This window comes from Enterobacter sp. JUb54 (assembly GCF_014298075.1).
In the GTDB taxonomy this organism is placed as follows: domain Bacteria; phylum Pseudomonadota; class Gammaproteobacteria; order Enterobacterales; family Enterobacteriaceae; genus Klebsiella; species Klebsiella lignicola.
The window spans coordinates 1,261,238-1,286,971 of sequence record NZ_CP060418.1 but is presented as its reverse complement, the minus strand read 5'-3'; the positions used below and the strand labels follow the sequence as shown (position 1 = coordinate 1,286,971).

The 25,734-nt window shown below is 58.6% G+C and carries 24 protein-coding genes and 1 pseudogene; 11 read left to right on the top strand and 14 right to left on the bottom strand.

Annotated features, from left to right (window positions below):
- Positions 1-93 precede the first annotated feature (93 nt).
- On the top strand, positions 94-486 hold the full coding sequence (locus tag HF679_RS05915) for a cell envelope integrity TolA C-terminal domain-containing protein (protein WP_123754375.1): 393 nt from the start codon (positions 94-96) through the stop codon (positions 484-486).
- A 52-nt stretch (positions 487-538) separates the two neighbouring features.
- Here HF679_RS05915 and HF679_RS05910 read toward each other — a convergent pair.
- Positions 539-808: pseudogene (locus HF679_RS05910) on the bottom strand (SDR family oxidoreductase); the annotation flags it as partial.
- A gap of 682 nt (positions 809-1,490) precedes the next feature.
- On the opposite strand from HF679_RS05910, the gene HF679_RS05905 reads away from it, so the two are divergent.
- The 3 genes from HF679_RS05905 to HF679_RS05895 all read left to right on the top strand — a co-directional run bounded on the left by HF679_RS05905 (position 1,491) and on the right by HF679_RS05895 (position 3,704).
- A complete protein-coding gene (locus HF679_RS05905; RefSeq protein WP_187042706.1) occupies positions 1,491-2,018 on the top strand; it encodes a fimbrial protein in 528 nt (175 codons plus the stop codon).
- A gap of 124 nt (positions 2,019-2,142) precedes the next feature.
- Positions 2,143-2,958: an EAL domain-containing protein gene (locus HF679_RS05900; protein ID WP_187042705.1), complete on the top strand. Its 816-nt coding sequence runs from the start codon at positions 2,143-2,145 to the stop codon at positions 2,956-2,958.
- Positions 2,959-3,089: 131 nt separating this feature from the next.
- A complete protein-coding gene (locus tag HF679_RS05895) occupies positions 3,090-3,704 on the top strand; it encodes a maltose acetyltransferase domain-containing protein (RefSeq protein WP_187042704.1) in 615 nt (204 codons plus the stop codon).
- A 51-nt stretch (positions 3,705-3,755) separates the two neighbouring features.
- Here the strand turns inward: HF679_RS05895 and oxlT are convergent, their stop codons facing one another.
- Together oxlT and HF679_RS05885 are read right to left on the bottom strand one after the other, a co-directional pair.
- On the bottom strand, positions 3,756-5,027 hold the full coding sequence (gene oxlT, locus HF679_RS05890; RefSeq protein ID WP_123754377.1) for an oxalate/formate MFS antiporter: 1,272 nt from the start codon (positions 5,025-5,027) through the stop codon (positions 3,756-3,758).
- Positions 5,028-5,353: 326 nt separating this feature from the next.
- On the bottom strand, positions 5,354-6,553 hold the full coding sequence (locus HF679_RS05885; RefSeq protein WP_123754378.1) for an MFS transporter: 1,200 nt from the start codon (positions 6,551-6,553) through the stop codon (positions 5,354-5,356).
- Positions 6,554-6,661: 108 nt separating this feature from the next.
- Here HF679_RS05885 and HF679_RS05880 point away from each other — a divergent pair, with 108 nt between their 5' ends.
- Positions 6,662-7,609 (top strand): AraC family transcriptional regulator, encoded by a 948-nt coding sequence (locus tag HF679_RS05880; RefSeq protein WP_123754379.1) that lies wholly within the window; start codon positions 6,662-6,664, stop codon positions 7,607-7,609.
- A 13-nt stretch (positions 7,610-7,622) separates the two neighbouring features.
- On the opposite strand, the gene HF679_RS05875 is transcribed toward HF679_RS05880, so the two are convergent.
- The 4 genes from HF679_RS05875 to ttrB form a co-directional block, all read right to left on the bottom strand.
- Positions 7,623-7,901 carry a VF530 family DNA-binding protein gene (locus tag HF679_RS05875; RefSeq protein WP_187042703.1) on the bottom strand — a complete coding sequence of 93 codons (279 nt, stop codon included), beginning with the start codon at positions 7,899-7,901 and terminating at the stop codon, positions 7,623-7,625.
- Between the two features lie 105 nt (positions 7,902-8,006).
- Positions 8,007-11,087 (bottom strand): tetrathionate reductase subunit TtrA, encoded by a 3,081-nt coding sequence (gene ttrA, locus HF679_RS05870; RefSeq protein WP_187042702.1) that lies wholly within the window; start codon positions 11,085-11,087, stop codon positions 8,007-8,009.
- The gene (gene ttrC, locus HF679_RS05865; RefSeq protein ID WP_187042701.1) at positions 11,080-12,093 is read right to left on the bottom strand and encodes a tetrathionate reductase subunit TtrC; all 1,014 of its coding nucleotides are present in this window, start codon (positions 12,091-12,093) and stop codon (positions 11,080-11,082) included. Before ttrC ends, ttrA begins: the two co-directional genes overlap by 8 nt.
- Positions 12,080-12,829 (bottom strand): tetrathionate reductase subunit TtrB, encoded by a 750-nt coding sequence (ttrB, locus tag HF679_RS05860; protein WP_123754383.1) that lies wholly within the window; start codon positions 12,827-12,829, stop codon positions 12,080-12,082. Before ttrB ends, ttrC begins: the two co-directional genes overlap by 14 nt.
- Positions 12,830-12,996: 167 nt before the next feature.
- Here ttrB and ttrS point away from each other — a divergent pair, with 167 nt between their 5' ends.
- Together ttrS and ttrR are read left to right on the top strand one after the other, a co-directional pair.
- Complete coding sequence (ttrS, locus tag HF679_RS05855) at positions 12,997-14,742, top strand: tetrathionate respiration histidine kinase TtrS (protein ID WP_227540101.1); 1,746 nt, start codon at positions 12,997-12,999, stop codon at positions 14,740-14,742.
- Positions 14,739-15,317 carry a tetrathionate respiration response regulator TtrR gene (gene ttrR, locus HF679_RS05850; protein ID WP_123754385.1) on the top strand — a complete coding sequence of 193 codons (579 nt, stop codon included), beginning with the start codon at positions 14,739-14,741 and terminating at the stop codon, positions 15,315-15,317. The genes ttrS and ttrR overlap by 4 nt, the downstream gene beginning before the upstream one ends.
- Here the strand turns inward: ttrR and HF679_RS05845 are convergent.
- Entirely contained in the window at positions 15,289-16,389 is a 1,101-nt protein-coding gene (locus tag HF679_RS05845; RefSeq protein ID WP_123754386.1) for an NAD(P)H-dependent flavin oxidoreductase, read from the bottom strand. The two genes, ttrR and HF679_RS05845, sit on opposite strands and share 29 nt — an antisense overlap.
- 95 nt (positions 16,390-16,484) lie before the next feature.
- Here HF679_RS05845 and HF679_RS05840 point away from each other — a divergent pair, with 95 nt between their 5' ends.
- Positions 16,485-17,327, top strand: coding sequence for a LysR family transcriptional regulator (locus HF679_RS05840; RefSeq protein ID WP_123754387.1), 843 nt, complete (start codon positions 16,485-16,487; stop codon positions 17,325-17,327).
- Between the two features lie 6 nt (positions 17,328-17,333).
- On the opposite strand, the gene HF679_RS05835 is transcribed toward HF679_RS05840, so the two are convergent.
- The 3 genes from HF679_RS05835 to HF679_RS05825 form a co-directional block, all read right to left on the bottom strand.
- Positions 17,334-18,512 carry a YbfB/YjiJ family MFS transporter gene (locus HF679_RS05835; protein WP_187042700.1) on the bottom strand — a complete coding sequence of 393 codons (1,179 nt, stop codon included), beginning with the start codon at positions 18,510-18,512 and terminating at the stop codon, positions 17,334-17,336.
- 91 nt (positions 18,513-18,603) lie between these two features.
- The gene (locus HF679_RS05830; RefSeq protein ID WP_123754389.1) at positions 18,604-19,224 is read right to left on the bottom strand and encodes a LysE family translocator; all 621 of its coding nucleotides are present in this window, start codon (positions 19,222-19,224) and stop codon (positions 18,604-18,606) included.
- A 154-nt stretch (positions 19,225-19,378) separates the two neighbouring features.
- Complete coding sequence (locus HF679_RS05825) at positions 19,379-19,822, bottom strand: glyoxalase (protein ID WP_123754390.1); 444 nt, start codon at positions 19,820-19,822, stop codon at positions 19,379-19,381.
- Positions 19,823-20,014: 192 nt separating this feature from the next.
- Between HF679_RS05825 and HF679_RS05820 the strand changes: the two genes are divergently transcribed.
- The 3 genes from HF679_RS05820 (at position 20,015) to tam (ending at position 22,679) form a co-directional block, all read left to right on the top strand.
- Positions 20,015-21,205 carry an MFS transporter gene (locus HF679_RS05820; protein ID WP_123754391.1) on the top strand — a complete coding sequence of 397 codons (1,191 nt, stop codon included), beginning with the start codon at positions 20,015-20,017 and terminating at the stop codon, positions 21,203-21,205.
- Between the two features lie 228 nt (positions 21,206-21,433).
- Complete coding sequence (locus HF679_RS05815) at positions 21,434-21,724, top strand: hypothetical protein (RefSeq protein ID WP_123754392.1); 291 nt, start codon at positions 21,434-21,436, stop codon at positions 21,722-21,724.
- Between the two features lie 193 nt (positions 21,725-21,917).
- Positions 21,918-22,679, top strand: coding sequence for a trans-aconitate 2-methyltransferase (gene tam / locus HF679_RS05810; RefSeq protein ID WP_123754393.1), 762 nt, complete (start codon positions 21,918-21,920; stop codon positions 22,677-22,679).
- A gap of 215 nt (positions 22,680-22,894) precedes the next feature.
- On the opposite strand, the gene HF679_RS05805 is transcribed toward tam, so the two are convergent.
- The 3 genes from HF679_RS05805 to HF679_RS05795 all read right to left on the bottom strand — a co-directional run bounded on the left by HF679_RS05805 (position 22,895) and on the right by HF679_RS05795 (position 25,733).
- Entirely contained in the window at positions 22,895-23,335 is a 441-nt protein-coding gene (locus HF679_RS05805; RefSeq protein WP_187042699.1) for a GNAT family N-acetyltransferase, read from the bottom strand.
- A gap of 316 nt (positions 23,336-23,651) precedes the next feature.
- Positions 23,652-25,103 (bottom strand): tagaturonate reductase, encoded by a 1,452-nt coding sequence (locus tag HF679_RS05800; protein WP_123754396.1) that lies wholly within the window; start codon positions 25,101-25,103, stop codon positions 23,652-23,654.
- A 102-nt stretch (positions 25,104-25,205) separates the two neighbouring features.
- Positions 25,206-25,733, bottom strand: coding sequence for a GNAT family N-acetyltransferase (locus HF679_RS05795; protein ID WP_123754397.1), 528 nt, complete (start codon positions 25,731-25,733; stop codon positions 25,206-25,208).
- Between the last annotated feature and the right edge of the window lies 1 nt (position 25,734).

Sequence of the window (25,734 nt, the reverse complement as noted above, 5' to 3'; positions counted from 1 at the left end):
AATTGGCAGTAAAAGCAGCCCGAATAAGCGTAAACTGGCGGGACCTTAAACGGATGTAACCCAGGAAGAAACGCCTGGACAGGGAGCGGTGATATGGTGAACAAAGTCTTACTGCTGGCAATTCTGGTCAGTCTGGCAACGGGATGCGCGCCGTTGCAGCCTTCCGGGTGCCATAAAACCACAGCAACAGGGAGTTGCGGTTCAGGACGCTGGGAAGATCAAGACGAATGGGGAGCCCAGGCGCGAGCCATCAAAGCAGCTATCGATGCTCAGGTGGAAGACCCGCAACGCTGGGAAGGGAAAAAGTGCCGGTTGCATCTTGAATTTGCTAAAGATGGTACGGTTTTGAACATCTCAACCAGCAAGGGTAATAAAGCCTATTGTGAAGCGCTAAGATCTGCAGCCCGCAAAGCCACGTTCCCGGGCTTCACCAATCCAGAGGTCTATCGCGATTTTCAAAAATCGGGGTTTGATATGCGTGGATAACCCAGCTCCGGGCATGGCCAGAGCTGAATTAATATGGGGTTGATCTGCAAACTTACTGAGGGCGCAATTCGCCGTACTTGTAGGCCGCCGTGGCGCCACCGTCTATCAGCAGATCGCTGCCGGTGACGTAGGTACCATTTGGCCCAAAAAGGAATTCCGCCAGGGCGGCGATTTCATCCGCCGTGCCCCCGCGGCCAGCCGGGGATTTTGCCAGCATATCGCGATAGAAGGCGCCCCTTTCCGGGCTGTTAAGTTCGTCATAGGCCAGCGGCGTAAAGACGATACCGGCGCTGATACAGTTAATGCGCGCCCCGCGCTTTCCTTCGCCCGCAGTAAGATTTTCCGGTTTATTTCGGGTCGATACAAAAATAAGCGTACTAGTATTGGTTATCATTTCCCTTTTGCATTAAATTAAAAACGCTGGTACAACAACCTATTATCTATTCCATGTTCCCTGCCGCTACCCCCTGCAAGTCGCCATTTTTAAGCCTCGTCCTATACGTGTAGTCCCATCCCCACAGAAGAATCAGGTATCACTGATGTTGCTATCCTGTGAACCAGGTAGAATTAGTCCTGTTCCAACGAACTGGATTTAATGTACTAAAGAATATATGCATTTTTATGTTGTTGATAAGCGATGTCGGTTAGCGAAGTTCTATCCTGCCTGTATGTCAATAATTCGCAGTATATATCAGGTCTACATCAAGTCATTACGATGAGGGGAGCAAAAATGCCTCGTCGTAAATATGGTTTGTTTGAATGAATGCGCCGGACGGAACATTCACACCAGCCTCTTTTACTTTATATAAAGAAGAAGCAGACCGGATGTGAATCTCTTTGTCACAACATAGTGCACGCAGGAATAAACAACAATTCCTGAATAGACTTTACCGCAATCAACAGGCTGTCAGGTCTGATTGGTTTGCGGAGATGATGAAAACATTAATGAATGTCGTTAACTCATCAAAATCACATTTAACATTAACTTATTATTGGATTTATATATGAAAAAGATTGCTTTGATCTCCGCGATTACCACTATTCTGTCTTTCAGCGCACTGCAGGCCGCCAATGCTGCCGATGGCGTAATTAACTTCACCGGTAATATTACCGGCACCGCCTGTGTTGTCGATCCTTCGACTATTGCGCAGCCGGTTGACCTGGGCACCGTTTCTACCAGCGCGTTCGCTGGCGGCACCGGTACCACTGCTGCGGCTAAGCGTTTTAACATCGTACTGACCTCTTGCCCGGAAAGCATTTCCAGCGCCAGCATCCGTTTTGATGGCGTCACCGACAGCCCCAACACCTCTATCCTGGCGCTGAGCAATGGTCAGACTGCCACCAACGTTGGCGTTGCCCTGTATGAGCAAGACAGCACCACGCTGATCCCGGTTGGTTCTTCCTCCGCCAGCGTCGCGCTGCAGGAAAACGTCGATAACACCCTGACCTACTTCGCAAAATACATGGCAACCGGTGCAGTCGGTGTCGGTACCGCGAACTCTTCAACGGCCTTTACCGTTATCTATCAGTAATCAATAAAGGGCCATTCGTGGCCCTGAATTCTTCTTTCAGGATAACTTATGTTTGCAAAAGTATTTAAAACCGCCGCGCTTGGCTCGCTGTTAGCTTCCTCATTCGCCTTCAGCGGCGTTGAAATTGGCGGTACCCGCCTGTTATCTGCAACGGCGGACCACCCTGCTGTTCATGCTCGCTCAGGCGATCGATAAGCAGCAGCTCACGCCGTTTATTCAGCCGATCGTTGAGGCGCGTTCCGGGAACGTCGTGGCCGGTGAAGTGCTGCTGCGCTGGGTGCACCCGCGGCTCGGCCCCATCGCACCGGACCGGTTTATTCCCCTCGCCGAACAGCACGGACTCATTACCCGCATCACGACGTTCTGTCTGCAGTCTGTTGCCAGTATTGCGGCCGCTTCGGGGCTGAATGAGCAAGAGGAAACGATGCTGTTTTTTAACGTGTCGGCCGACGACTTTAAAAGCCAGCAGATCCTCGAAAGCTGCCAGCGCTTCCTGCAGCAGACCGAAAAAACGCGCTTACGTATTGGCCTCGAAATGACGGAACGCGACAGCGTTGAAGATACCGCGGCGGTGACGGCCCTGTGCGCGCGTCTGGAGGCGCTCGGTATCCCGCTGTCGATTGATGATTTTGGTACCGGCAATGCCAATTATCACCACCTGATGCGCTTCCGCCCTCGCTACATCAAGATAGATAAGCTGTTTACCGCCGATATCGAAAACGATACGGCAAAAGCTGCGATTGTGCGCAACATCATCGCTATCGCCAGAGAAATGCAGTGCATGACCATCGCCGAAGGGGTCGAAACCGCAAGCCAGATGGCAACGCTGGCGGCACTGGGGGTGTCGCATTTTCAGGGCTATTTCTTTGCCAGGCCCGTTGACGCGGCAGCGTTTTTCCGCGACCGCTGTGGCGGGTTCGGCCATCGACTCGAAATATAATCCTATGATATATATCGCCATGTTAATTCTGCGACCGACGGCATTTTTGTGACTCACCTGCTGGACATGGCCCTACATCCTTAACCGCGCCAGCCGCCGTCGGCAATACCCACAACAATAAGGTTGCTACGATGATGACACAAAGGGAACGGCTCGCTGGTGGATATTTATATACCGATATGGGGGAAGGCATGCCAGAGGAGCGCCTGCGCGGAAAGACGCTGACCTTTGAATTTAACCACACCTCGCCGGCGGAACCGGAAAAACGCGTGGCGCTGATCCGCCAGTTAATGGGCAGCGTCGGTAAAAACGTGTGGATTGAACCTCCGCTGCATGTCGCCTACGGCAGTCAGATCACCCTCGGTGACAACTTCTATGCCAATTTCAATCTTGTCGTGGTTGACGACGGTAAAGTAGTTATCGGCAATAACGTCATGATTGCCCCGAACGTCACCATCTCAACCACCGGCCATCCGGTCGATCCGACCGTGCGCATCACCGGCCAGCAGTTTTCGCAGACCGTCACGCTGGAAGACAACGTCTGGATCGGCAGCGGCGCGGTCATTAATCCCGGGGTGACCATCGGTCGCAACAGCGTCATCGGCGCCGGCAGCGTGGTGACCAAAGATATCCCGGCTGACGTGGTGGCCGCAGGCGTGCCCTGCCGGGTACTGCGGCCGATCGGCGAACAGGACCGGCAGAACGCGCTGGCGGGCCTGCCGCAACCGGCGGTGACGACGGAGTAAGTAAGGGATCCAGCGCCGGACGCATCTGCCCGGCGCTGAACAAGACGAGAGCTATCGGGACGCGGTGGCGCTATGCTGGCGGATAAACCGCGCGCGCCAGGGTTTCAGCACCATAATCGCCAGCGCGGCGGTGATGAAATCCAGCCCGATGGCGCAGCTGAAGACTACGTGCCAGCCGTGAGTATGCTGATACAGCAGCGCCGCCAGCGGGCCGCCGAAAATCGAGCCGATACCCTGCGAGATATACAGCCAGCCATAGTTTGAACTCGCGTACTCGCTGCCAAAGGTATCGGTCAGCGTCGAGGGGAAGAGTGAGAAAATTTCTCCCCAACCGAAGAACACCACCCCGGACAGCAGCACGAACAGCAGCGGATCTTCCCGGCACGCCAGCCACAAGCTCATCGCCACCCCTTCGAGGGCGAAGGCGATAAACATCGTGTTTTCCCGGCCATAGCGATCGGAGATAAAACCAAACAGCGGGCGCGTCAGACCATTGGTAAAACGGTCGATGGTCAGCGCCAGCGGAAGTGCCGCCATGCCGAAGACCACCGCTTTACTGATGCCAAAATCTTCCGCGAAGACCGCCATTTGCGAAGTCACCATTAACCCCGAGGTCGACATCATCGCCATCATGGCAAACATCAGCCAGAACAGCGGTTGGCGCAGCATTTCGCGAGAGGTAAACTGACGGGTATTCTGCGCGACGGTCTGGCTGACCGGCATCGCTTCGCGCTCGGGCGGTAGCTTCAGTCCCTGGCTGGCGATCAAACCCACCGCGGCGAAAATCAGCCCGAACACCGTCATGGTCTGTTCAAGCCCGTAGCTGCCCAGCGAGACGGAGATCGGGAAGGTGGTCATGATCGCCCCCATGCCATACCCCGCTGCGACGGCGCCGGCGGCAAACCCGCGATTGCGCGGAAACCAGCGCACCATTAAACCGACCACGCCAATATAGACAATCCCGGTACCGAGCCCGCCGATGCAACCGTAGACCAGGTACAGCGCCGCCAGGCCGCTGACATGGGCGGAGAGTACCCAGCTCAGTCCGGCCATCACCGTGCCGATGGAGATAAGCAGACGGGGGCCGAATCGCTCAACCAGTCGCCCCTGGAAGGGTGAGAAAAAGGTCTGCAGGATAATCAGCAGCGAAAAGGTGACCTGTAATTCCGCCAGCCCGACGCCCAGTTTCTCGGTCAACGGGCGGGTCAGCAATGTCCAGACATATTGTGGACTGGAAATCGATGCCATACAGATCAGGCCCAGCGTGAGTTGTGTCCATTTGCCAAATTTGGCTACAGCCAAAGATTCTCTAAGAACGGTCATAAGCAAGCTCCAACAATCCGTTAGCAACGTATAAAAACCCCAGCCGCGGCGCACTCCTGCATCCAGTGTTTGAATTCCTCGAAAACACGGCCTATCCCGGTTCACAGCAATACTTACACTGCTAAGCATTAAGCGTGCCACGTTGAACAGTGGATGTTTATCAATGGGTTAGATTGAATTTCGGCGTGCTGGAGGTCAAAATGGCTGGTGTTGCACCGACGAAGTGCGGCCGGTTGTTCCTGCAACGTGCAGCGCCGTGGCGGTTGCCCAACGAAAAATGCGCCCGCAGGCGCATGAGTAAAGGAGTAAAGGAAGAGGGTGTCGCGCTAGCGGCTGGCGATGGTCGAGGTCACCCGGACGCTGGCGAAAACCATCACCATGGCGCTGATCAGCAGCAGCCCGCTGCCGGCAAAGACCCCGCTGGCGCCGGTGAGGTCGAACACCGCCCCGCCACCGGCCGCACCGGCGCTGATTGCCAGCTGAATTGACGCCACCAGTAAGCCCCCCGCGCTTTCCGCCTCGTCCGGTACCGTGGTCGCCAGCCAGGTGGACCAGCCGACCGGCACCAGGCCGAAGGCAAAGCCCCACAGGGCGACCAGCAGTCCGTCCACCATCGCGATATGCCCGAAGGTGACCATCATCAGTGCCAGCAGACCCATCACGAGCGGCACCAGCGCCAGCGTCAGGCGCAGGCTGCGGCTCAGCAGATGCCCGGCGATAGAGGTCCCGACGAAGTTCGCCACCCCAAAGCCCAGCAGGATCAACGACACCCCTTCCACGCTGGCCTGAGCCACGGTTTCAAGGAACGGACGCAGGTAGGTGAAAAAGGCAAAGTGCCCGCTGAAGATTAAAATGGTCGCCAACAGCCCGCCCACCATGCCGGGACGACGCAGGACCTTAAGCAGCGTGGCAAAGCTACCGGTGCTTTCCGGGCGCATCGATGGCAGAACCCACAGCTGCCACAGCAGCGCCACCAGGCTCGGCACCGTGCACAGGATAAACACGTTGCGCCAGCCAATCAGCCCGCCTAAATAGCTGCCCAGCGGCGCGGCCACCACGGTCGCAATCGACACGGCGGAGAAGATCACCGCCAGCGCTTTTGGCACGAAGGCCGCCGGCACCAGGCGCATCGCCGTGGCGGTGGACATTGACCAGAATCCGCCGATGGCCACCCCGAGCAGCAGGCGTCCCAGCAACAGAAACTCCAGCGAGCTGGCGAAAGCCACCATCAGGCTGGAGACGATCTGCAACAGCGAAAAGAACATCAGCACCCAGCGGCGGTCGATATTTTTAGTCGCCGGGGTGATCAGCAGCCCGGTCACCAGCGCCACCAGGGCCGTGGCGGTAACCGCCTGCCCCGCCATCCCTTCACTCACCCGCAGGCTGGCGGCCATCGGGGTTAACAAACTGGCGGGAAGAAACTCTGCAACGATCAGGCCGAAAACGCCCAATGCCAGAGCATAGACGGCGCGCCACGCGGGTTTGGCCGTAGCCATCTCCGCTTCGGCAGTTATGCAGGAACTCATATACATCTCTCCAGAATAATTAACATTGCGACAAGCGTAGGGGTTTCCGTTCGGACGATCTATGATGCATACTCTGCAATTATTGATAATTCGTCCGGGATTGTTTTGATGACACGCCAGCCTATCGATCTCACCAGTGAACTCCTGCGCGGCATGCGCCTCTCCGGCGTCCATTACCGCCGCATCGAACTTGGTTCTCCGTTCGGCGTCGCGTTTAACGCGGTCCCCGGCAGAGCCCAGTTCCACTTTGTCAGCCGTGGCCCGGTGCAGCTGCAGATGGCCAGCGGCCAGCAGCTAACGCTGGAGAGCGGCGACGCGCTGTTTATTCCCAACGGCGAGAGCCATACCTTTATGTCCGATGCGCAGGCGCCGGTGATTGACGTGATGCAGCTCGCCAGCGAGACGGTGTGCAACACCGTCTGCTGCGTGAAAGGCGATAGCGCCTGCAAAACGGCGGACAACACGGTTATCTTCAGCGGATGTATGGATTTTGAACTGGGGGGAATGCAGCCGCTGGTCAAGGCGATGCCGGAAGTGATGCTGGTCAGCCGGCTGTTGAAAACCTGGCCTGAAATTCACCCGCTGCTGCTGGCGATGGAGCGAGAGTCACTCACCCGTCAGGCGGGCTATGCCGGGATTCTGGCGCGTCTGGCCGATGTGGTGGCGGCACTGATCGTCCGCGGTTGGGTTGAATGCGGCTGCGGCAACGCCACCGGCTGGGTGCAGGTGCTGCGCGATCCCCGCCTGGCCAGGGCAATCTATGCCATGCATCAGCAGCCCGGCGTCAACTGGAAGGTTGAAGCCCTTGCCCGCGAAGCCGGAACCTCGCGATCCGTTTTCGCCGAACGCTTCCTCGCCGCCACCGGCACCACCCCGGCGCGCTATCTGACGGAGCTGCGGATGCGGCTGGCGGTGCAGTATATTTCCCAGGAGGGCCAGGCGCTGGAGAAAGTGGCCTTCAGGCTGGGTTACAGCTCGCTGGCGGCCTTCAGCCGCGCCTTTAAGCGCATTACCGGTAAAGCCCCGGGCGCGCTGCGCGGCGAAACGGCACAGTAAGCGCGCCCCGCTTTTATTTCTTATTCTGCCAGTTGGCCCACGGATTATCGGCCGGCGGCGTGGCGGGCTCAGACGCTGGCTCATCCAGCGAATCAATATAGAGCGCTTCGACTTCTTTGCGCGCCCATGGTGTACGGCGCAAAAACTTCAGGCTCGATTTGATGCTCGGGTCGCTCTTAAAACAGTTGATGTTGATCCGTTTTGCCAGCTCGGCCCAGCCGTATTTTGCCACCAGGGCATTCAGCAGGGCCTCAAGGGTGACGCCGTGAAGAGGATCTTTCGAAGGCTGCATTGCGATGTGTGTTCCTGATACCGTGGAAATGCCGCACACCATACTGGCTACGCCCGCCCGGTGCAAGGGAGGGCATCGCTTTTGCCTGCGATTAAACCCATTCCGCTACCCGCGTTCCACTTTAGCAATCTTCGCCGGCAGTCCCTGGCGCACGGAAGCGCCCGTGACCCAGTCCAGCCACGGCCCAGGCACTTTCCGGGTGGGGTCGGCAAAACCAAGATCATTGAGATTGACGCCTGAGGCAATATGGTTTTTTTGCGCCATGGGCACACCGTCCAGCCAGTGCTGTCGCGCCCCCATCTCCTTATGCCCGTACCCGTGCTCCATGGCGATCACCCCCGGCATTACCCCGGAGAGCACGCTGACCTGTACCTCAACGCTGCCGCCTGGCGTGCTGATACGCGCGATATCCCCATGCTGCAGACCATAACGCTTACCGTCGTCAGGATGGATTGCCACCAGTCCGCTTGGTTTCACGTGGTGCAGGCGTTCAATCACGGTGGACGAGCTGCTCATGACATTCGATTTAAACGACATCAGTTTCAGCGGCCATTGCGATAGCGGATAGACCGCCTCCAGCGCCTGACCATCCGCCATGCGGGCCGGATACCAGGTCGGACAACCGCTGTAGCGCTCGCCGGTCATCGCATGGCGGTATCCCGCCACCTGTGGATTCCAGATTTGCAGTGGCTTTTGCCACTCCACTCCGACCGTATCGCCTCGACGACCGGAGGCCTGCGGCGCAAAGCGGCCACCCCGGCAGTAGAGAAACGCCACGGGCAAGGCCTCATCGGGTTTTAAAGTACTGCGGATGTCCGGATAAATACGCTCAACCCCCGACAGCGCGATATCCTGGGCTTCGGCAGGCGGCAGCGGTTTTTGCCCGGCAAAGGCGATATTGGCGGCCACCCGCAGGTAGTAATCTTCGGCGCGGTGTAGCCCCTGCATTACGCCCTGGGCATCGGGTATCGCCTGGTCGCCGAAGCCGGGGAGTCCCATGCGTTTAGCCACCGCAATGCAGAAGGCTTCCATCGAGACCGCTTCTCCCTGCGCCGTTTTCGCCGTGGCTGGCGACACCACCGGCCAACGGGCGGTTGAGGTTTTAGTGGCTACGCCGCCCCAGGGAGCGCTGAATCCCCAGCTCTCGAAATTATGCGTATCCGGAACGATGTAATCGGCAAATGCCGTCGTCTCGTTCATAAAGGCATCGATGGCGATAAACAGCGGCAGATGCTGCGGATCGCGCAAGCGTTGCTCGATCACGCTCCGCAGTCCCGGTACGCCGTACAGCGGGTTTGCCATATTGGAGATCCACGCCTTGAGCGGATACGGATAGCCCGCCAGCGCCGAAGGTAAGATCTCGGTCAGCTGCCCGGCGGCAAAGGGATACCACGGCGCTTTCGCCGGCCACGGTGAATGCTGTCCGGCGAGCTTCTCGCGATACTCATCCGACTGCGCATAATCGGCTTTGCTGCGGGCGATATTGAGGCCTTTGGGCGCCACTTTACCGGGGAACTGCGCAAGGTCGTAGCGCGGCCCGCTGGCCTCGCCGTTAAATTTCCCACCACCGACAAACACCCCGCCGCTGAGGCTCATATTGCCCAGCAACACGTTCAGCATCATCACCGACCAGGCGTTATAAAAGCCGTTGCCGGACATCATGCCGCCGTGCGTCACCACCGCGGCTTTACGCCCGTGACGGGTAAAGGCCTTCGCCAGCGCAATAATTTGTTTTTCCGCCACCCCGCACAGCTGACTGTATTCGGCGAGGGTGAAGCGATCGGCGGACGCTTTCAGGCACTGAAAGCTGCTTTTTACCGCCACCTGGGAGCCGTCGTGTAGGGTCACGGTTCGATCAACCAGCAGTTCACCGCGATCGCACTGGCTCACCGGAACCACCTCGCCCTGCGGGTTAACCACCAGAGGCTCATCGTTCTCGCGGGTTTCACCGCTCAGCGCCGATGCGCTCAGGTGCTGCCCTGCCAGCGGATGCTGTGCGTCGGCGATCACCAGCCAGCTGGCATTGGTCCAGCTTTTCTCCCCGGCACGCTGCATCGCATCACGACCGGTCAGAGCCAGATACTCAGCCATATAGCGCTGGTTATCGATAATCCAGCGGATCATCGCCATCGCGAGGGCCGAATCGGTGCCCGGCAGCACCGGTAGCCAGTGACCATGGTCGTCGGCGAGTACCGTGGTTAACGGTAATGCCGGGGCCACCACCACATAATTGAAGTCGCGACGCACGCGGGCGCTGGCCAGCTGGCGAGCCTGGCGTTTAAAGGGGTTGCCCGACTGCGCCGGCGAGGTCCCCATAAACAGCGCGAACTCCACCTGATCCCAGTCCGGTTTAACATGAGGGTTCTTATCGAGATCGCCCAGCAGCGCCCCGGAACCGGCACGATACGCCAGGCCGCAGTACGCGCCGTGGGCGCCAAAATTCTTGCTGCCGAAGCTGTGCTGGGCGAAACGGCGGAAAAAGCCGTCCCGACCTTCATCGCTGGTATTGGTGGCCAGCAGCTGATTGGCTTTCGGGCCATAGGCCGGGTGACGCGGATCGACCGGGGTGGTCAGGTCACGAATGGCCCTCAGCCCCTCAACATGGCCTTCACCAAACAGATTGCCGCCTTCCACCACCTCTTCAATCAGTTGTTCAAAACTGATGTGCTGCCATTTCCCTTCCCCACGCTTGCCGGCCCGCTTCATCGGCGTGAGCAGGCGCAGCGGGCTGGTCAGGCTTTCCAGTAACGTGGCGCCCCGTGCGCAGGCGGTAGATCGCGACGCCAGCCCGCTTTCACCGGCCAGTTTGTTCATCGCCTCGGCGAAAGGCATCATGCTGTCGAACGGTTGCTCATGGGACAGCGGATGCCAGGGATTGCCGGCGATCCGCAATACCGTATTCGTCTGTTTGTCCACCCGCGCGCGGATCCCGCACAACGTCCAGCAGCCAAAACATTGGGTCATGGAAACCGCCTGTCCGGAGTTACCCTGCCAGCCATTCTGCGCCGCGCCTTCCGGAACCAGGGCGTTGCCGTAAATATGATCGCGCGTCACCTTGCCTGAGGTCCCGTTAACCAGACCCTCGACCGCTCGTTTCGCGACATCGCGATAGCTCAGGCCAAACGCCGCAAAGCCACCGGCGGCGACACCTATTTTCAACCATTGACGACGAGTTAACTTAGCCATGCTGGACTCTCCTTGAAAACCAATTCACGCACTCCCCAATCACGATCATCAGCGCCAGCCACAGGCCGAATGTCCCGACAATGGCCAGCAGGCCATCGGTCCCCATCGGCAGCTGGTAGTCATTACTGAGGGCGTTGTATTTCGGTATCACCTGCCCGCCGATCAGCCATGTCCAGCGCAGGAGCCAGCACAGCCCGGCCACGATAACCACGTTGATCAGTAGCAGGACACGCGGCGGTACGCGGCAACAGCTGTACAACGCGATCGCCATCGCCGCGGCCCATAGCAGGATGCCGGCGATCAGATCGCTGCGAATTGTGCTGGCGAGGTGCCACTGTTGACGCAGTGCGGCGCCGGATAGCGTTTCGCCGTGGTACCACGCCAGCAGGCATCCGCCCAGCAGTGCGAGCATCGCCAGTTGCCCTTGTGCCAGCGGACGCATCAAGCCGCTGTGCCGCCGATAAATCAGCGCCAGCATCGCCAGCAGCGCGCACATGGCGCTGATAAACATCACCAGCGGAAACCAGTAGCTGAACCACAGCGGTCTGGCGCGCACCACCGAGACTTCCCGCCCGGTATACAGCAGCAAGCCGATGGCGGCGATGGCGCTGGCCACAGCAATCCAGCGCCGCCACGGCGTCTCGCGCCCGGTCAGTTTGCGCAGGTGAAAAAGAACAAACCACGCCCCGACCAACAGGGTGAACAACGGCAGCAACAGCGCTCCCCACGGCATCCACGACCACGGCGTTGGCCAGGCATAAAAATGCCAGAACCGCGCGGTCTGATGCAGGTCGGCGGTCAGCGCCAGCGGCGCGGTGATGCCGCAGGTCAACGCCAGGAATAAGCAGGTGCCTTCGATTCGCTCGCGCCAGGCGGGCTGCACCCAGCGCACCCCGCAGGCCACCAGTACCGCGCAGGTCGATACGCCAATAAAAAAGAAGTACTGCACGGCCCAGGGTAGCCAGGTGACCGGCTGCGGCTGCGCGACAATTTCAGAGATGTTCATGTTCGACCTCCTGCCACAGTGCGGGCTGAGCGCGGCCCTGAAGCGGTGAGACAAACGCCTCGTCGAGCCCCAGGTAAAAGACGTGAGGCGCGGTGCCGTTCTCCGGCTTAAGCACTTTGATCTCATCCCAGTGCGCCGCCAGCAGCGTGCTGATCGTACTGTCGGGATCTTTTAAATCACCGATGATTCTGGCCCCGCCCACGCAGGATTCGACACAGGCAGGCAGCAGCCCCGCTTCAAGCCGGTGGGCGCAGAACGTGCATTTGTCCGCCGTCTGGGTGGCATGGTTAATGAAACGGGCATCGTACGGGCAGGCCTGCACGCAGTAGGCGCAGCCGACGCAGCGGGTGTTGTCGATCACCACGATGCCGTCTTTTCGTTGAAAGGTGGCCTGTACCGGACAGACCGGCACGCACGGCGGATTATCGCAATGGTTACACAGCCGGGGCAGCAAGACGTTGGTCACCTCATCGCGATGCTCCAGCATCACCTGGTACTGATTGACGGTGGTGCGAAACGCCCCCTGCGGGGTCTGGTTTTCGATGGTGCAACTCACCGTGCACGACTGGCAACCGATGCAGCGACGCAGGTCGATCAGCATCGCGTAACGGTGCGCCTCTGAGCCGCCATGGCGTTGCGGCTGGAAGGTGGTGCCCGCTTGCGCCAACGGCACCAGAGAGGCGCCGGCGGTGACCACGCCCAGTGTCTTCAAAAAATGTCGCTTACTGATGTCCATGTTGTTCTCCACCCAGTGCGCGGCGAGGGAAAGGATTAGGGATGGTATTACCTAACCAAATGTGATTAGTTACAGTCTAAAAATCCTGCCGGGTCTGGCTCTATTGTGGTTAACCACATAAACGAGGCGGGCTTGATCTGGCGCAATAGAAAGGGGTCATTTGTCGCATGGAGCGCATCACAACATTCCTTATGGTGCTCATCGTTAGCGCGCTGACCTCCCCTGTTTTCGCGGCCGACTGGACCATCGGTATCCTGGCATTGCGCGGCGATGCAGCCACCCGCCAGCACTGGCAACCGCTGATCGATGGGTTAAACCGCAGCGTCCCCGATACCCGTTTTCAACTCCTTCCCCTCGACCTTAACGAGATGCGCGAGGCGGTGAACACCGGCCGCGTCCAGTTCGTGCTGACCAATCAGGCGCAATTCGTCCAGTTAAACAGCCACTATCATTTGCGCTGGCTGGCCTCGCTGCGTTCGGGGGACGGGGCGACGGCCGAGAGCATGGCGACCGGTAGCGCCATCCTGGTTCGCCGCGACAGCCCGATCCAACAGCCGGCGGACCTGACGGGGAAAACCCTGGGCGCGGTCGATGCGCAGGCGTTTGGTGGCTATTTGCTGGGCTATCGCGAATTGCAGAAGGCCGGTTTACAGGTGGACGACCGGCTGACGGTGCGCTATATGGGTTTTCCGGCGGATGCGCTCCTGTACCTGCTGCGTGAGAACGCCATCCAGGCGGCGATTGTCCCGGTGTGCTTGCTGGAGAACATGGATAAAGAAGGACTGATCGACAAGCGCGCTTTTCGTCCGTTGCTGCAAAAAACCAGCGATTTTCCCTGCGTGACCAGCACCGCGCTGTATCCCGACTGGTCTTTTGCCGCCCTGCCTGGCGTTGGCGATCGGATCGCCGATGCCGTCGCCAGATCGTTGCTCAACTCGACGCAAAGCAACGGCTGGCGCTGGGGCGCGCCGGCCTCAACCAGCGACACCGAGGCCCTGCTTCGCGAGCTGCACCGCCATCCCGAACAGCAGCGCATGGCGCAGACGCTACTCGGCTGGCTGGACCAGCATAAATTGATGATCGGGGTGATATTATTATTACTGGTGCTTTTTATCGCCAACTATGGCTGGGTGATGGTGCTGGTCCAGCGGCGCGGTAAAGCGCTGGAGCAGGCCAACCAGCGTTTACGCGAACAGCAGCAGACTCTGGAACAGGCCAGGCAAATGAGCGTGCTGGGGGAAATGGCCTCCGGCTTTGCTCATGAGCTGAATCAGCCGCTGTCGGCCATACGGATGTATGCGCAAGGCGGGTTAAATCATCTCTCGCGGCCCGATAATCAGCAGGCCCTGACGACCGCCCTCAGCCATATTGACTCTCAGGCCGAGCGCTGCGGGATGATCATCAAACATCTACGCAGCTGGGCGGCGTCCGAATCCGCACCTGCCAACGCGACAGAGCCGAATGTTCGCTGCGATGTCGCCCACACAATCGGGCATGTGCTGCGGCTTTTGCAACTGGAGAATATCCGCGTGCACCATGACGCCACGCCAACGGCCGGCTTGTGGCTGCCGCCGATTTTACTGGAGCAGGTGCTGGCAAATATTCTGCTCAATGCCGTTCAGGCGGGTGCCAGCGACCTCTGGGTCAGCGCAAGCCCCCCTGGCGCGTCGCCCACGATCGTCATTCAGGACAACGCCGGCGGCCTCACTTTGGAGCAGCAGAGCAACCTGTTTCGCCCTTTCCACTCCAGTAAAAAAACGGGCATGGGGCTTGGGCTGGTCATCTGCCAGCGCCTGCTGCGCCGCGTCAACGGCGAGATCCGCGTTGATAATCACCCTGCACCGGATGGCCGGCGTGGGGTACGGGTCACCCTGACCTTCGCTACCGGGACAGATAACGAGAACAGACAATGATCCATTTGGTCGATGACGATGATGCCGTCACCCGTTCATGCTGCTTTTTGCTAGAAAGCATGGGCTACAGCGTACAGTGCTGGAATCACAGCGAGCAGTTTTTACATGAAGCGCCACTGACCACCACCGGTATTGCGCTGCTGGACATGCGGATGCCGGTCATGGACGGCCACAGCCTTTTTCAGGCGATGCGCGAGGCCGACAGCACGCTGGCGGTGATTTTCCTCACCGGACACGGCGACGTGCCGATGGCGGTCAAAGAGATCCAGCACGGGGCGGTGGATTTTCTCGAAAAACCCGTGGCGACGCCTGCGCTGCAGGCGGCCATCAGCAAAGGTTACGAGCACTCTGCGCAACTGACGGCCATGCAGACGCTGAAGCGACGCTTCGACACGCTGACCGCCAAAGAGCAAGAGGTCGCCCGCTGTGTGGTCGCCGGTCTGATGAACAAAGATATCGCCACGCACATGCATATCGCCGTGCGCACGGTCGAGGTGCATCGCTCCCGAGTGATGGAGAAAATGGCGGCCAGAAATATGGCGGAGTTTATCGGACAGATGCGCCAGATCGGGTAACGCGACGAGTTTCCGCTGCCGAAAAACCGCACTCCGCCATTAACGTCTGCATCAGTTCCGCGGCCGACAGCGCGCGGATCATCCCGACGTTCTCCCCGGCCCAGTGGGCGCCAAACCCCTGCTCGCCCATCGCTTTTGCCGCGCTGGCCAGCGCTTTACCCGCATCGTAAGCCACCGGATACGCGGGGACGTCTGACGCGGCGTGCTGGCGCCCGAGCTGGCAAAATGCGTTATCAATGCAACGGGCGGGACGACCGGAGATCGCACTGGTCAGCACCGTTGGCGGCACAGGCTGGCGAGTCAGCGCCTGGCGATAGCCAGCATCCGCCGAGGATTCCGGACAGAGCAGGAATGCGGTGCCCAACTGGGCGCCTTGCGCACCTAGCTGCATCAGGTGACGAATACCGGCGCCATCCATTATTCCGCCGGCGGCCACCACCGGCAGCGATACGGCGCGGTTAATGGCCTGAACCAGCGCATCCGTTGACAGCTGGCGATCGTCGCCCAATGGGTCGAAGATCCCGCGATGACCGCCTGCCTCATAGCCCTGAGCAATCACGATATCAATCCCCTGGGCGGCAATCTGCTGCGCCTCCGCGACGCTGGTGGCGCTGGCCATGGTCACCACGCCTTTCTCCTGCAGACGGCGAACCAGGGTCTTGTCCGCCACGCCGAAGTGAAAGCTGACCACCGCAGGTGCGAGATCGAGCAGCAGTTCGGCCATCCGCTGATGCCCGAGAAAGCTGTCATAGATTTCTGCCAGCGTTTCCGGCGGCTCGTAGCCAAAACGGGCAAAATACGGCCTGAGCGCCGCAATCCACCGGGCTTCCCGTTGTGGGTCCCGCTGCGCCGGCGCATGACAAAACAGATTGACGTTAAAGGGTTGCGAGGTCTGCTGGCGGGTGGCGTTGATCAGCGCTTCCGCCTGTTCCACCGTCGAAGCGCCTAATCCCAGCGAGCCCAGGCCGCCGGCGTTACTGACCGCGGCGGCCAGCGCCGGGGTTGAGACACCGGCCATCGGCGCCTGGATAATGGGGTATGCAGTATCAATAAGCTGGGTGAGGCGATTCATGCCGGGAATCCTGTCTGAAGATGTGATAACGGATACTTAACTTCTCTTTTTGAGATGTTAAGATCAATATCATTTCCATTTTAAGAATAAAAACTATGAACCACACCACGTTGCAGATATTTAAAATGGTGGCCCAGGAGCACAGTATTACCCTGGCGGCGAAAAAGTTAGGCCGTGCGCAGTCGAACATCACCACCCGGATCCAGCAGCTGGAAGAGGAGCTCGGGGTCGAGCTGTTCGTGCGGGGGAATAAAAAAATGGTGCTCTCCGCTGCCGGCAGCTGCTTCCTCGATTACGCCCGGCGGATCCTGAGCCTGGCGGACGAGGCGAAACAGGCGCTGCACCCGGCGACACCGGCGGGAAGCCTGCGGCTGGGCTCGATGGAAGCGGCGGCAATCAGTCGGCTGATGCCGCGACTCCCGGCCTTCCGGGCGGCCTGCCCGGAGGTTGAACTGACGCTACAGGTAATGCCGACCCAGCCGTTAATCGAGCAGGTGCTGAACGCCACCCTCGACTGTGCGCTGGTCTGTTTACCGCTGACGGCCGAAGATGAGCCCGCCTGTCCGGCGGAGATCGAATTTGCGGAACTCTATGTCGAACAGTTGATGCTGGTCACCGCGGAAAAGCCAGGTAACATCCGGCTGGCGGCCTTCCCGCGCGGCTGCAGCTACCGGGCGATCGCCGAAGCCCATTTTGCCGCAGACGGGAACGTCGATATTCAGGATGTCGGCTCGTATCAGGCGATGATCGCCTGCGTGGCCTCCGGCGGCTATGCCGGGATCCTGCCGCAAAGCGTTATCGAACGGATGACGTTGCCGCAGGGCAGCCAGCTGCAAGCCATACAACCGGCACGCACCCAGCTGATCTGGCGGCGAGGCTACGGCTCCCCTGCGCTGACTGAATTACGCCGCGTTATGACCTCTGCCACTGCTGGTTGATGCACATTAACTGCGGCGAGGCGATGGCGGCAACACCACCAGCCCCGCCGCCAGAAACAGCGCTGCGGCCGCCGCGATCAACGACAGGCTAAAGGAACCACTTAGCCGATGGAGCGTACCGGCCACCAGCGGCCCGACAATTTGTCCGACCCCGTACAGCGCCGTCATGGCGGCGATCATATTGAAGCTGACCAGGTGATTCAGACGTCTGGCCAGCGGCAGCGCGATGGTCACCGTCCCCATAAAGGTAAAGCCAACCAGCAGCGCGCTCAGCAAGCACATCCCTAACGACGGCTGCCAGGCCGGCAGAATGACGCCCGTTGCCTGAACCAGCAGATTACCGGTCAATGCCCGACGATAGCCGAATTTCACCGCCAGTTTGTGCCAGATAAAGCACGACGGCACCGCCGCAAGGCCAAACAGCGCCCAAATCTGCACCGGATCCACCCCGCCCAGCGAGCCTGACAAAAACAGCGGCAGATAGGTCGCGGTAATGATGTAGCCAAATCCTGCAAGACCGTACACCAGCAGTAAGGTCCAGGCCCCGGCGGTTTGCCCTTGCCCTGCTGTTAATACGCTTTCCGCCTGCACTGACGTGTGCGGCGTTTCGAAGGCTGGCGTTAATAGCAGACGCACGGCCAGCAGCAACAGGATCGTTGCGCTGACCGCGCAAATAAGCCATATCTGCGGGCTGGAGAGCGCCCACGCTTTGCCAAGGGCGATAATTTCGGCGGATAAGAAAATCCCCATCCCGACGCCAGAATAGAGCACCGGTGCGCCATTATGTTGCTTCATATGCTGGAGCAGCCACAGCGAGGCGGCAATCAGCGTCACCGCGCTGAGTACCCCGGCGATACCACGGACCACGATAATTGCCAGCGGCGTGGTGACCCAGGCCAGCAGCGCCAGACACACCAGGGTGAGCCCGACCGAGACCAGGCTCAGCCGCGTGCTGTCAGCCGGCCGGGCTTTTGAGAGCAGCAGCGCTCCCAGCAGATAGCCCGCGTAGTTGACCGATGCCGCCAGGTTTCCCTGGCTGAGCGAGACGATCTGCTCGCTCAGCATGACCGGAAGAATACCGGTATAGGCAAAACGCCCGAATCCCATCCCGATAATCAGCACCGCTGAAGCGGCCAGCGCTAGCAGAAAAGCCTGAGGTTTCGCCCGAGGTTTACGCACATTCATAGTCTGTCTCTGTGATGTGAAAACCCAACTGTAGCGGAGCCCCACAAAAACACTTCGTTGCCGGGCGAAATATGGCGGCAAGGTAACCCGATCAGCGGCTGCTTAACGCCAGACGGGCGGCAAAGAGCATAAACACCCCGCCGGTGACGCGATCCATCCAGCGAACAACCGGCGGTTTTTTTAACACGCCGGAGGCATAGCGCGTCGCCAGAATCAGGGTTAATGACCACAACGTGCCTATCAGCACATGGATCGCGACCAGCAGGAAGGTCCAGATCACCGGCGAATGGCCGCTTGGGATAAACTGCGGCAAAAAGGAGACGTAGAAGACCCCCATTTTGGGGTTCAGCACATTACCGAGCATCCCTTTGACAAACCAGTTGCTGGTTGTCGCCGACGTGCCGGGCTGAGTGTCAAAGCTCTGGCGCGGGCGAAGTAAAAGCTGGATCCCTAACCAACACAGGTAGGCCGCGCCGCACCACTTCAGCAGGTTATAGGCCATCTCCGAGGCGGCGAGGAGCGCCCCCAGTCCAAACGCGACAATCGCGCCCCAGATAAAACAGCCGGTATCAATACCCAGTGCGGCCTGAAACGCTTTCTTACCGCCTTCAACGCTGGAGGTGCGAAGAATCAACGCGGTATCAAGTCCAGGGGTAAGGGTCAACAGCAAGGCGGCTAAGGAATAAGCCAGAAGGGCATCGGCGACGGACATCTACTCTTTCTCCGAAAGCGATGATTCTATGGAAAACGGGCTGCGTCAGCAACGAGAGAAATGTCAGCAGCCGCCCGTTGCGATGGTCACGACGGGCAACTGCTGACATTGTCTTTTACTCGTTAGCTGTCGGTGGCAAACCGGAGAGCCTTCATCATACCGCCTCGCGCAGCCAGGGCGTGATGGTCAGGCCGGTCAGCAGCCCTTCCGGGCTGAGCAGTCGCGTGACCGTCTGCCCCCATGGCTCTACCCGATTGGCGATCAGCAGTTGATAACCTTTAGCGAGCAGCTGATCGGTGGCGAGCGCAATATCGCGCACTTCGAACTCAATCCACGCCTGAGGTACCGTGACTTCGGCGGGCCATTGTTCCTGACCAAAGCAGGACGTCGCCGCCTGGGCCAGCGGCCAGAGGGCAAAATGTTTCACCCCTGGCAGCGCATCCTTTTCAGTCAGCAGGTAGTCGGGATTACCGGGCATCGGCTTCAGGGGAAGCCCCAGCGCCGAACAATAAAACGAGTGGCTGTCAGCGGTGTTCTGCGTAATGGGGCCAAATCCCGCCACAAACAGCACTTCACTATGCGCTAAATCTTCAGTCATGTTCCCTCCTGGATAATGAGCAAGCCGATGAGGCAGAGAGAAAATATATACAGTGAAAACCCGGACTTGCACAGATTCGTCTTGTCGCAATGCGAATTTTGGTGGGTTCGGCTGAAAACGCATCCTTTACTCGTCCCGACGGCTGGGTCTGCGCTATGCTGATCGCCCGTTTGTTTTCACTGCCATGGCGTTATGACCTCTTCAGTCAGTAATACTCAGCTTAATCTGCGCATCATTTCGATCGTCGTCTTCACCTGCATCTGCTATCTGTCGATCGGGCTTCCGCTCGCCGTGTTGCCCGGCTATATCCACTATCAACTGGGCTACAGCACGCTTATTGCCGGGGTAGTCATCAGCCTGCAGTACATTTCAACCCTGTTCAGTCGTCCGCACGCCGGGCGCTATACGGATATCTGGGGCCCCAAAAAAGTGGTCAGCTTCGGGATCGTCTGCTGCCTGCTGAGCGGGCTGTTTACGCTGATTGCCGTAGGGTTGCAGTCGACGCCGCTGCTGGCGATTGGCGCATTGCTGATTGGCCGCGTATTTCTCGGCGTCGGCGAAAGCTTTACCGCCACCGGAGCAACGCTGTGGGGAATTAAAACCGTCGGGGCGATCCATACCGCGCGCGTTATCTCGTGGAACGGCGTGGCGACCTATGTCGCGATGGCGGTAGGTGCACCGCTGGGGGTACTGCTGAACAGCTATTTTGGCATCAGCGGCTTCGCGGTGGTGGTGGTGGCGGTGGCGTTTGTTGGCCTGCTCTTTGCCCGTACACGCCAGGATGTCAGCGTGACGGCGGGCGTGCGCGCGCCATTCCATGTGGTGGTTCGTAAAATCTGGCCCTACGGTCTGGGCCTGGCGCTGGGCACGGTCGGATTCGGAGTTATCGCGACCTTTATTACGCTCTACTTTTCTGCCCATCAGTGGCAAGGCGCAGCCTTTACGCTGTCGCTGTTCAGCGTCGGGTTTATCTGCATCCGGCTGGTCGCCGGCAATATGATCACCCGTTACGGCGGCGTGCGCGTCTCGCTGGTCTGTTTTGCCGTGGAGTGTGTTGGGCTGATGATCATCTGGCTGGCGCCTTCCGCATGGATTGCCGGCTTCGGCGCCCTGCTGACCGGCTCCGGCTTCTCGCTGGTATTTCCGGCGCTGGGGGTTGAAGCGGTACGCCAGGTTGAAGAGCAAAACCAGGGTACCGCGCTGGGCACCTATTCGGCCTTTCTCGATTTAGCGCTGGGGCTGACCGGGCCAGTGGCTGGATGGGTAGCCGGGTATTACGCGCTGGATACCATTTATCTTCTGGCCGCCGTGGTCGTGGTGCTGGCATTTATTCTGATTTTTCGCGTTTACCGACAACAACGTGCCAGTTTAGACCCTGCATAAAGTCCGTGCTTTGGTCACCACCGAGGCGCTGTACAGGCAAAAAAATAATCACTCATTGACGGGGATTCTGCATCCGTGCCAACATCCCCGTCACATCTGGTAACAGATGTACTGGCGTAACGGGTGAAATAACAGAGATCGCAGGACAACGATCCAGGCCCGCTACGTAGCCCAATCCGAATCACTGGCCTGTACAGTGAGTCCCTGAGTCTGGCGGGAAATACGCAAATGCATCAAAGTTTTAATCAGCGTGTTCATTTCTACTACTGCATTCTGGTGGCGCTGAAAATACATGGAAAATCAAAAAAATCAGGTGGCGTCAGGGGGAAGAATAACTTTCTGCTGAAGTGGTTACGTAAAGCCCAGGACAACAACATTTTCCACCCGGATATCACCAGCGAAATTGAGTGGTTGCGCGGAAAAATCATTCAGGCCGGTTATGACACTGACCTGGAGCCGATGCTGGATTTTGTCTACGCCACGGCGAAACGGGCTGAAACCCTCAAAGACAGCGAATAATCCCCGTCAAAGCCGGGCTCTCCGGCTTCTCTCGCGGTCAGCGGGATGATGCGTTTTAGCGACGAGAACCACGTGACGCTGTCACTTTTAGTGCCCACCATCGGTAACAACAATCAGCAACACTAAATGCGTTTTACCTTCGAGCATTGCCCTCTATGCTGATGAACGCGCTTAATTGTATCCGGAGATATGCATGGCAGACTGGAATCCCTCGTTATATCTGAAGTTTGGTGCCGAACGTACTCGCCCTGCGGCAGAATTAGTGGCCCGCATTGCAGACCAGCCGGTGACGTTTGCCGTTGATTTGGGCTGTGGACCGGGGAACAGCACCGCCTTGCTGCATCATGCCTGGCCAGAAGCCACCATTGTCGGGGTCGATAACTCACCGGCGATGCTGGAAGAAGCGGCGCAGGCCCTGCCGTCCTGCCACTTTGTCACCGCCGATATTCGCGAGTATCAACCTGAACGTCCGGCCGATCTTATCTATGCCAACGCGTCGCTGCAGTGGTTGACGGACCATGAAACGCTGTTCCCGCAGCTGGTCAGCCAGCTTGCACCGCATGGCCTGCTGGCGGTGCAGATGCCGGATAACTGGCAGGAGCCGTCCCATACGCTGATGCGTCAGACGGCACAGGAGCTGGGGTATGCAGAGAGCGGACGCCATCCGCTGCCGTCGGCTCAGGCCTACTACGATATTCTGACCCGCAGCGGCTGCGAGGTTGATATCTGGCGCACCACCTATTATCACCCTCTGGCATCTCACCAGGCGATTATCGACTGGCTGCAATCGACCGGGTTACGCCCGTATCTACAACCGCTGGATGCCGAACAACGCGAAGCCTTTCTCCAGCGCTATCTGGCGTTGCTGCAACAGCACTATCCGTTACAGTGTAACGGAAAGGTGCTGCTGTTATTCCCGCGCCTGTTTATCGTAGCCCGCAAGCACAGCGTCTGACAAAAGATCGTAACAACGGCGCCGGGATGGCGCCGAATGGCAGGTTTACCAGGAAAGATGATGCACCAGTGAGAGATCCCACGCGGTGGCCAGCAGTGACAGAAACACAATCAGGTTAATGGCGGTCTCAATACGTTTTTCCATTTTTCCTTCTCCTGAATCGTTTTCAGCGGTCAGACAGGCTGAGTGAAACCACATCCTACTGCTTATAAACGTTACAGCGTCACGCGATAACGTACGTAATCATCGGCGGGAGTAAACTCGTCATACAACCGGCGGGCAGGATTATCGTTGCGAGTATGCCAGTACAGGCGCGACCAGCCCTGAGCTTTGCCCTCGGCGTGCAGGGTCTGCAGGAGTTGCCTGGCGATACCCCGGCCGCGCATATGCGGTTCAACAAACAGATCTTCCAGATAGCAGATGGGGGTTTTCACCCATGTGCCTTCGTGCAAAACGCAGATCGCAAAACCCACCACGCGGCCGTCCACTACCGCGACACGTCCCAGCACCGGGGAGGCGTCATCGAGCAGACGTTGCCAGGTAAATTCGGTCACATCCTCAGGTTGCGGACTGCCGTAAAAGCCGGTGTAACCTTCCCACAGCAGCAACCACTGTGATTTATCATGTTGATGAATATCACGAATCTCTACGGCCATGGGCTATCCTCTTTGGCGTTTCATCCATCAGGCGATGTCTGCACGAACGTGTGCGATGTAAGCCCACCCGGAATGTACGATAAGCCATTATTTTCCGGTCAGAAAATTAGTTCAAGCACCGAGGGCACGATTTGCCTCTATTCGGCTTTATCTGGAGATTGTCAGGCAGGCCTGCTAAGCGAACGTTTCCCGATGTTCCAGACCTGCTCGGGCTAAGTATTCATAAAATAAATAAGTATGTTGTAACTACTGAGCGATAATAAAAAAACCCGGCAGCAGTATGGCCGGGTTCTCATCACATCACGACATCATCGTATCAGCACAGCGGTTTGACAGCTGCGCGCATGCCACGCAGTAAAATTGCGTCCAGGTCCAGGCTCACCTGCTCTACCAGCCCCGGGATCTGCGTCAGGTCCTGCTCCCAGTGGGAGGTTACCGACAGCACGGCTTTAACCAGTTCACTGGTGCAGAGCTGCGCATCACGATGCTGCGCCCAGAGGGTCTGGAAACGGGTCATCCATTCGGCATCATCCTGCACCGGATAGCTTTCGCCATCGCGCTCTCCCCGATAAAACGCAATCAGTGCCGCCAGCGCGAACGTCAGACGGGCCGGGAGTTTGCCCGATTTTGCCTGCCCTGCCAGCAGCTGCGGCAGAATACGCGTGCGGTATTTGGTCATGCCGTTGAGGGCGATAGACAGCAGCTGATGCTTAATGTACGGGTTGCGGAAACGCCCGGTCACGGCGCTGGCAAACGACTCCAGCTCGTCACGCGGCAGATCCAGCACCGGAATGATCTCTTCATAAATCGCCTTCTCGACGAAAGCGCAGATCTCCTGGTCATTCATGGCTTCACCCACGGTATCCAGACCAGCCTGGAAGGCCACCGGTACCAGCGCGGTGTGCGCGCCGTTGAGGATCGCCACTTTGCGCTCTTTGTACGGCTTGATATCGTCAACAATCAGGACGTTAAGCGGGAGTTTATCGAGACGCAGCTCGGCAGCCAGCGACTTCGGCCCCTGGATAACGAACAGGTAGAAATGTTCGGCGGTCGCCAGGAAACCGTCTTTATAGCCCAACTGGGCTTCAATCGCTTCGGCTTCATCGCGCGGATAGCCGGTCACAATGCGGTCCACCAGCGTAGAGCAGAAGGCATTTGCATCTTGCAGCCAGGTGATAAAGGCTGACGGCAGCGCCCACTCGTGAGCATAGCGCAGCACCAGTTCACGCAGCGCTTCGCCGTTGTAGTCAATCAGCTCGCAAGGAATGATGATCCAGCCTTTATCCGCCGCGCCCGCAAAGTGGCTGTAGCGTTCGTACAGCAGACGGGTCAGCTTCGCCGGGTAGCTCACCGCCGGCGCATCGTCGAAACGATCGCCCGCGTGGTAGCTGATACCGGCTTCGGTGGTATTGGAAAACACAAAGCGCATGTCCGGATTATGGGCCAGACGCAGGAACTCGTCGTAATCCGCGTAGACGCTGATCTCCCGATTGACCGAACGAATCAGGCGCGCGTCGCTGACCGCTTCGCCCTGCTCGTTCAGCCCGCGAATGATGGTGGTGTACAGCCCGTCCTGAGTGCTGAGCGAAGGCGGGAACGCACTCTCGATCGGACGAACGATGACCACCCCGGCATTCAGGTCGGTATGCTCATTCAGCAGGTCCAGCTGCCAGTCAACAAAGGCGCGAAGGAAGTTGCCTTCGCCAAACTGAATGATACGTTCAGGGTACTGCGCGCCGGGGAAATCACGACGATTTAATGTTTTCACAATAGGTTCCCTCTTAGAGTAGTCATACAACCTGAGTAATTGGTGTAATAACTTATCAGCTTTTCTAAGAATAAAACCGTGTTTTGATCAAACCTGTCTCTGTTATTGCAGGAACTTATAGAACAGTGAGGTGGCGGTCATCTTTCCGTCCGGCATCAAGGCATAGCGCGGGATTTCCCCGGCTTTTTCCCAGCCACACTGGACGTAGAAGCGTTCAGCACCGCTGCCTGTGGCGGTATCGAGTACCAGCACCGATTTGCCCTGCTGGCGCGCCTGCTGCTCCAGATATGCCATCAGCGCATTCGCTACCCCCTGACGTCGGGCATTTTGGTGAACCAAAAGTTTGGCTACGTCGGCGCGGTGCGGTTGGTTCTCTGGTTGATCGGTAATCAGCTGTACCGTCCCGACAATCTGCCCGGCCTGTTCAGCCACCAGCACCAGCCGTTCGCCAGCGTCGACGCTGCGTGCAGTGCGGTGCCAGAAGGCCTCGGCCGTCTGCGGGTCGAACGGCAGCATAAAGCTCACCGACGCGCCGCCATTGACGCTGTCTGCCAGAATATCGCTAAGTCGGGAAAGGTTGGCGAGAATATCGTCGTGCGAAAGGCAACGGAAAGAAAAGGATGTGGTCATG

Excerpts from the sequence above, each read along its gene's own strand:
- HF679_RS05885 (WP_123754378.1), bottom strand. The coding sequence starts at position 6,553 with ATGAGTTCCTGCATAACTGCCGAAGCGGAGATGGCTACGGCCAAACCC.
- ttrS (WP_227540101.1), top strand. The coding sequence starts at position 12,997 with ATGGAGCGCATCACAACATTCCTTATGGTGCTCATCGTTAGCGCGCTG.
- ttrA (WP_187042702.1), bottom strand. The coding sequence starts at position 11,087 with ATGGCTAAGTTAACTCGTCGTCAATGGTTGAAAATAGGTGTCGCCGCC.
- HF679_RS05835 (WP_187042700.1), bottom strand. The coding sequence starts at position 18,512 with ATGAATGTGCGTAAACCTCGGGCGAAACCTCAGGCTTTTCTGCTAGCG.
- HF679_RS05895 (WP_187042704.1), top strand. The coding sequence starts at position 3,090 with ATGATGACACAAAGGGAACGGCTCGCTGGTGGATATTTATATACCGAT.
- HF679_RS05875 (WP_187042703.1), bottom strand. The coding sequence starts at position 7,901 with ATGCAGCCTTCGAAAGATCCTCTTCACGGCGTCACCCTTGAGGCCCTG.
- ttrR (WP_123754385.1), top strand. The coding sequence starts at position 14,739 with ATGATCCATTTGGTCGATGACGATGATGCCGTCACCCGTTCATGCTGC.
- HF679_RS05795 (WP_123754397.1), bottom strand. The coding sequence starts at position 25,733 with ATGACCACATCCTTTTCTTTCCGTTGCCTTTCGCACGACGATATTCTC.
- HF679_RS05845 (WP_123754386.1), bottom strand. The coding sequence starts at position 16,389 with ATGAATCGCCTCACCCAGCTTATTGATACTGCATACCCCATTATCCAG.
- ttrB (WP_123754383.1), bottom strand. The coding sequence starts at position 12,829 with ATGGACATCAGTAAGCGACATTTTTTGAAGACACTGGGCGTGGTCACC.
- HF679_RS05905 (WP_187042706.1), top strand. The coding sequence starts at position 1,491 with ATGAAAAAGATTGCTTTGATCTCCGCGATTACCACTATTCTGTCTTTC.
- HF679_RS05820 (WP_123754391.1), top strand. The coding sequence starts at position 20,015 with ATGACCTCTTCAGTCAGTAATACTCAGCTTAATCTGCGCATCATTTCG.
- HF679_RS05830 (WP_123754389.1), bottom strand. The coding sequence starts at position 19,224 with ATGTCCGTCGCCGATGCCCTTCTGGCTTATTCCTTAGCCGCCTTGCTG.
- ttrC (WP_187042701.1), bottom strand. The coding sequence starts at position 12,093 with ATGAACATCTCTGAAATTGTCGCGCAGCCGCAGCCGGTCACCTGGCTA.
- tam (WP_123754393.1), top strand. The coding sequence starts at position 21,918 with ATGGCAGACTGGAATCCCTCGTTATATCTGAAGTTTGGTGCCGAACGT.
- HF679_RS05825 (WP_123754390.1), bottom strand. The coding sequence starts at position 19,822 with ATGACTGAAGATTTAGCGCATAGTGAAGTGCTGTTTGTGGCGGGATTT.
- oxlT (WP_123754377.1), bottom strand. The coding sequence starts at position 5,027 with ATGACCGTTCTTAGAGAATCTTTGGCTGTAGCCAAATTTGGCAAATGG.
- HF679_RS05840 (WP_123754387.1), top strand. The coding sequence starts at position 16,485 with ATGAACCACACCACGTTGCAGATATTTAAAATGGTGGCCCAGGAGCAC.
- HF679_RS05805 (WP_187042699.1), bottom strand. The coding sequence starts at position 23,335 with ATGGCCGTAGAGATTCGTGATATTCATCAACATGATAAATCACAGTGG.
- HF679_RS05880 (WP_123754379.1), top strand. The coding sequence starts at position 6,662 with ATGACACGCCAGCCTATCGATCTCACCAGTGAACTCCTGCGCGGCATG.
- HF679_RS05915 (WP_123754375.1), top strand. The coding sequence starts at position 94 with ATGGTGAACAAAGTCTTACTGCTGGCAATTCTGGTCAGTCTGGCAACG.
- HF679_RS05815 (WP_123754392.1), top strand. The coding sequence starts at position 21,434 with ATGCATCAAAGTTTTAATCAGCGTGTTCATTTCTACTACTGCATTCTG.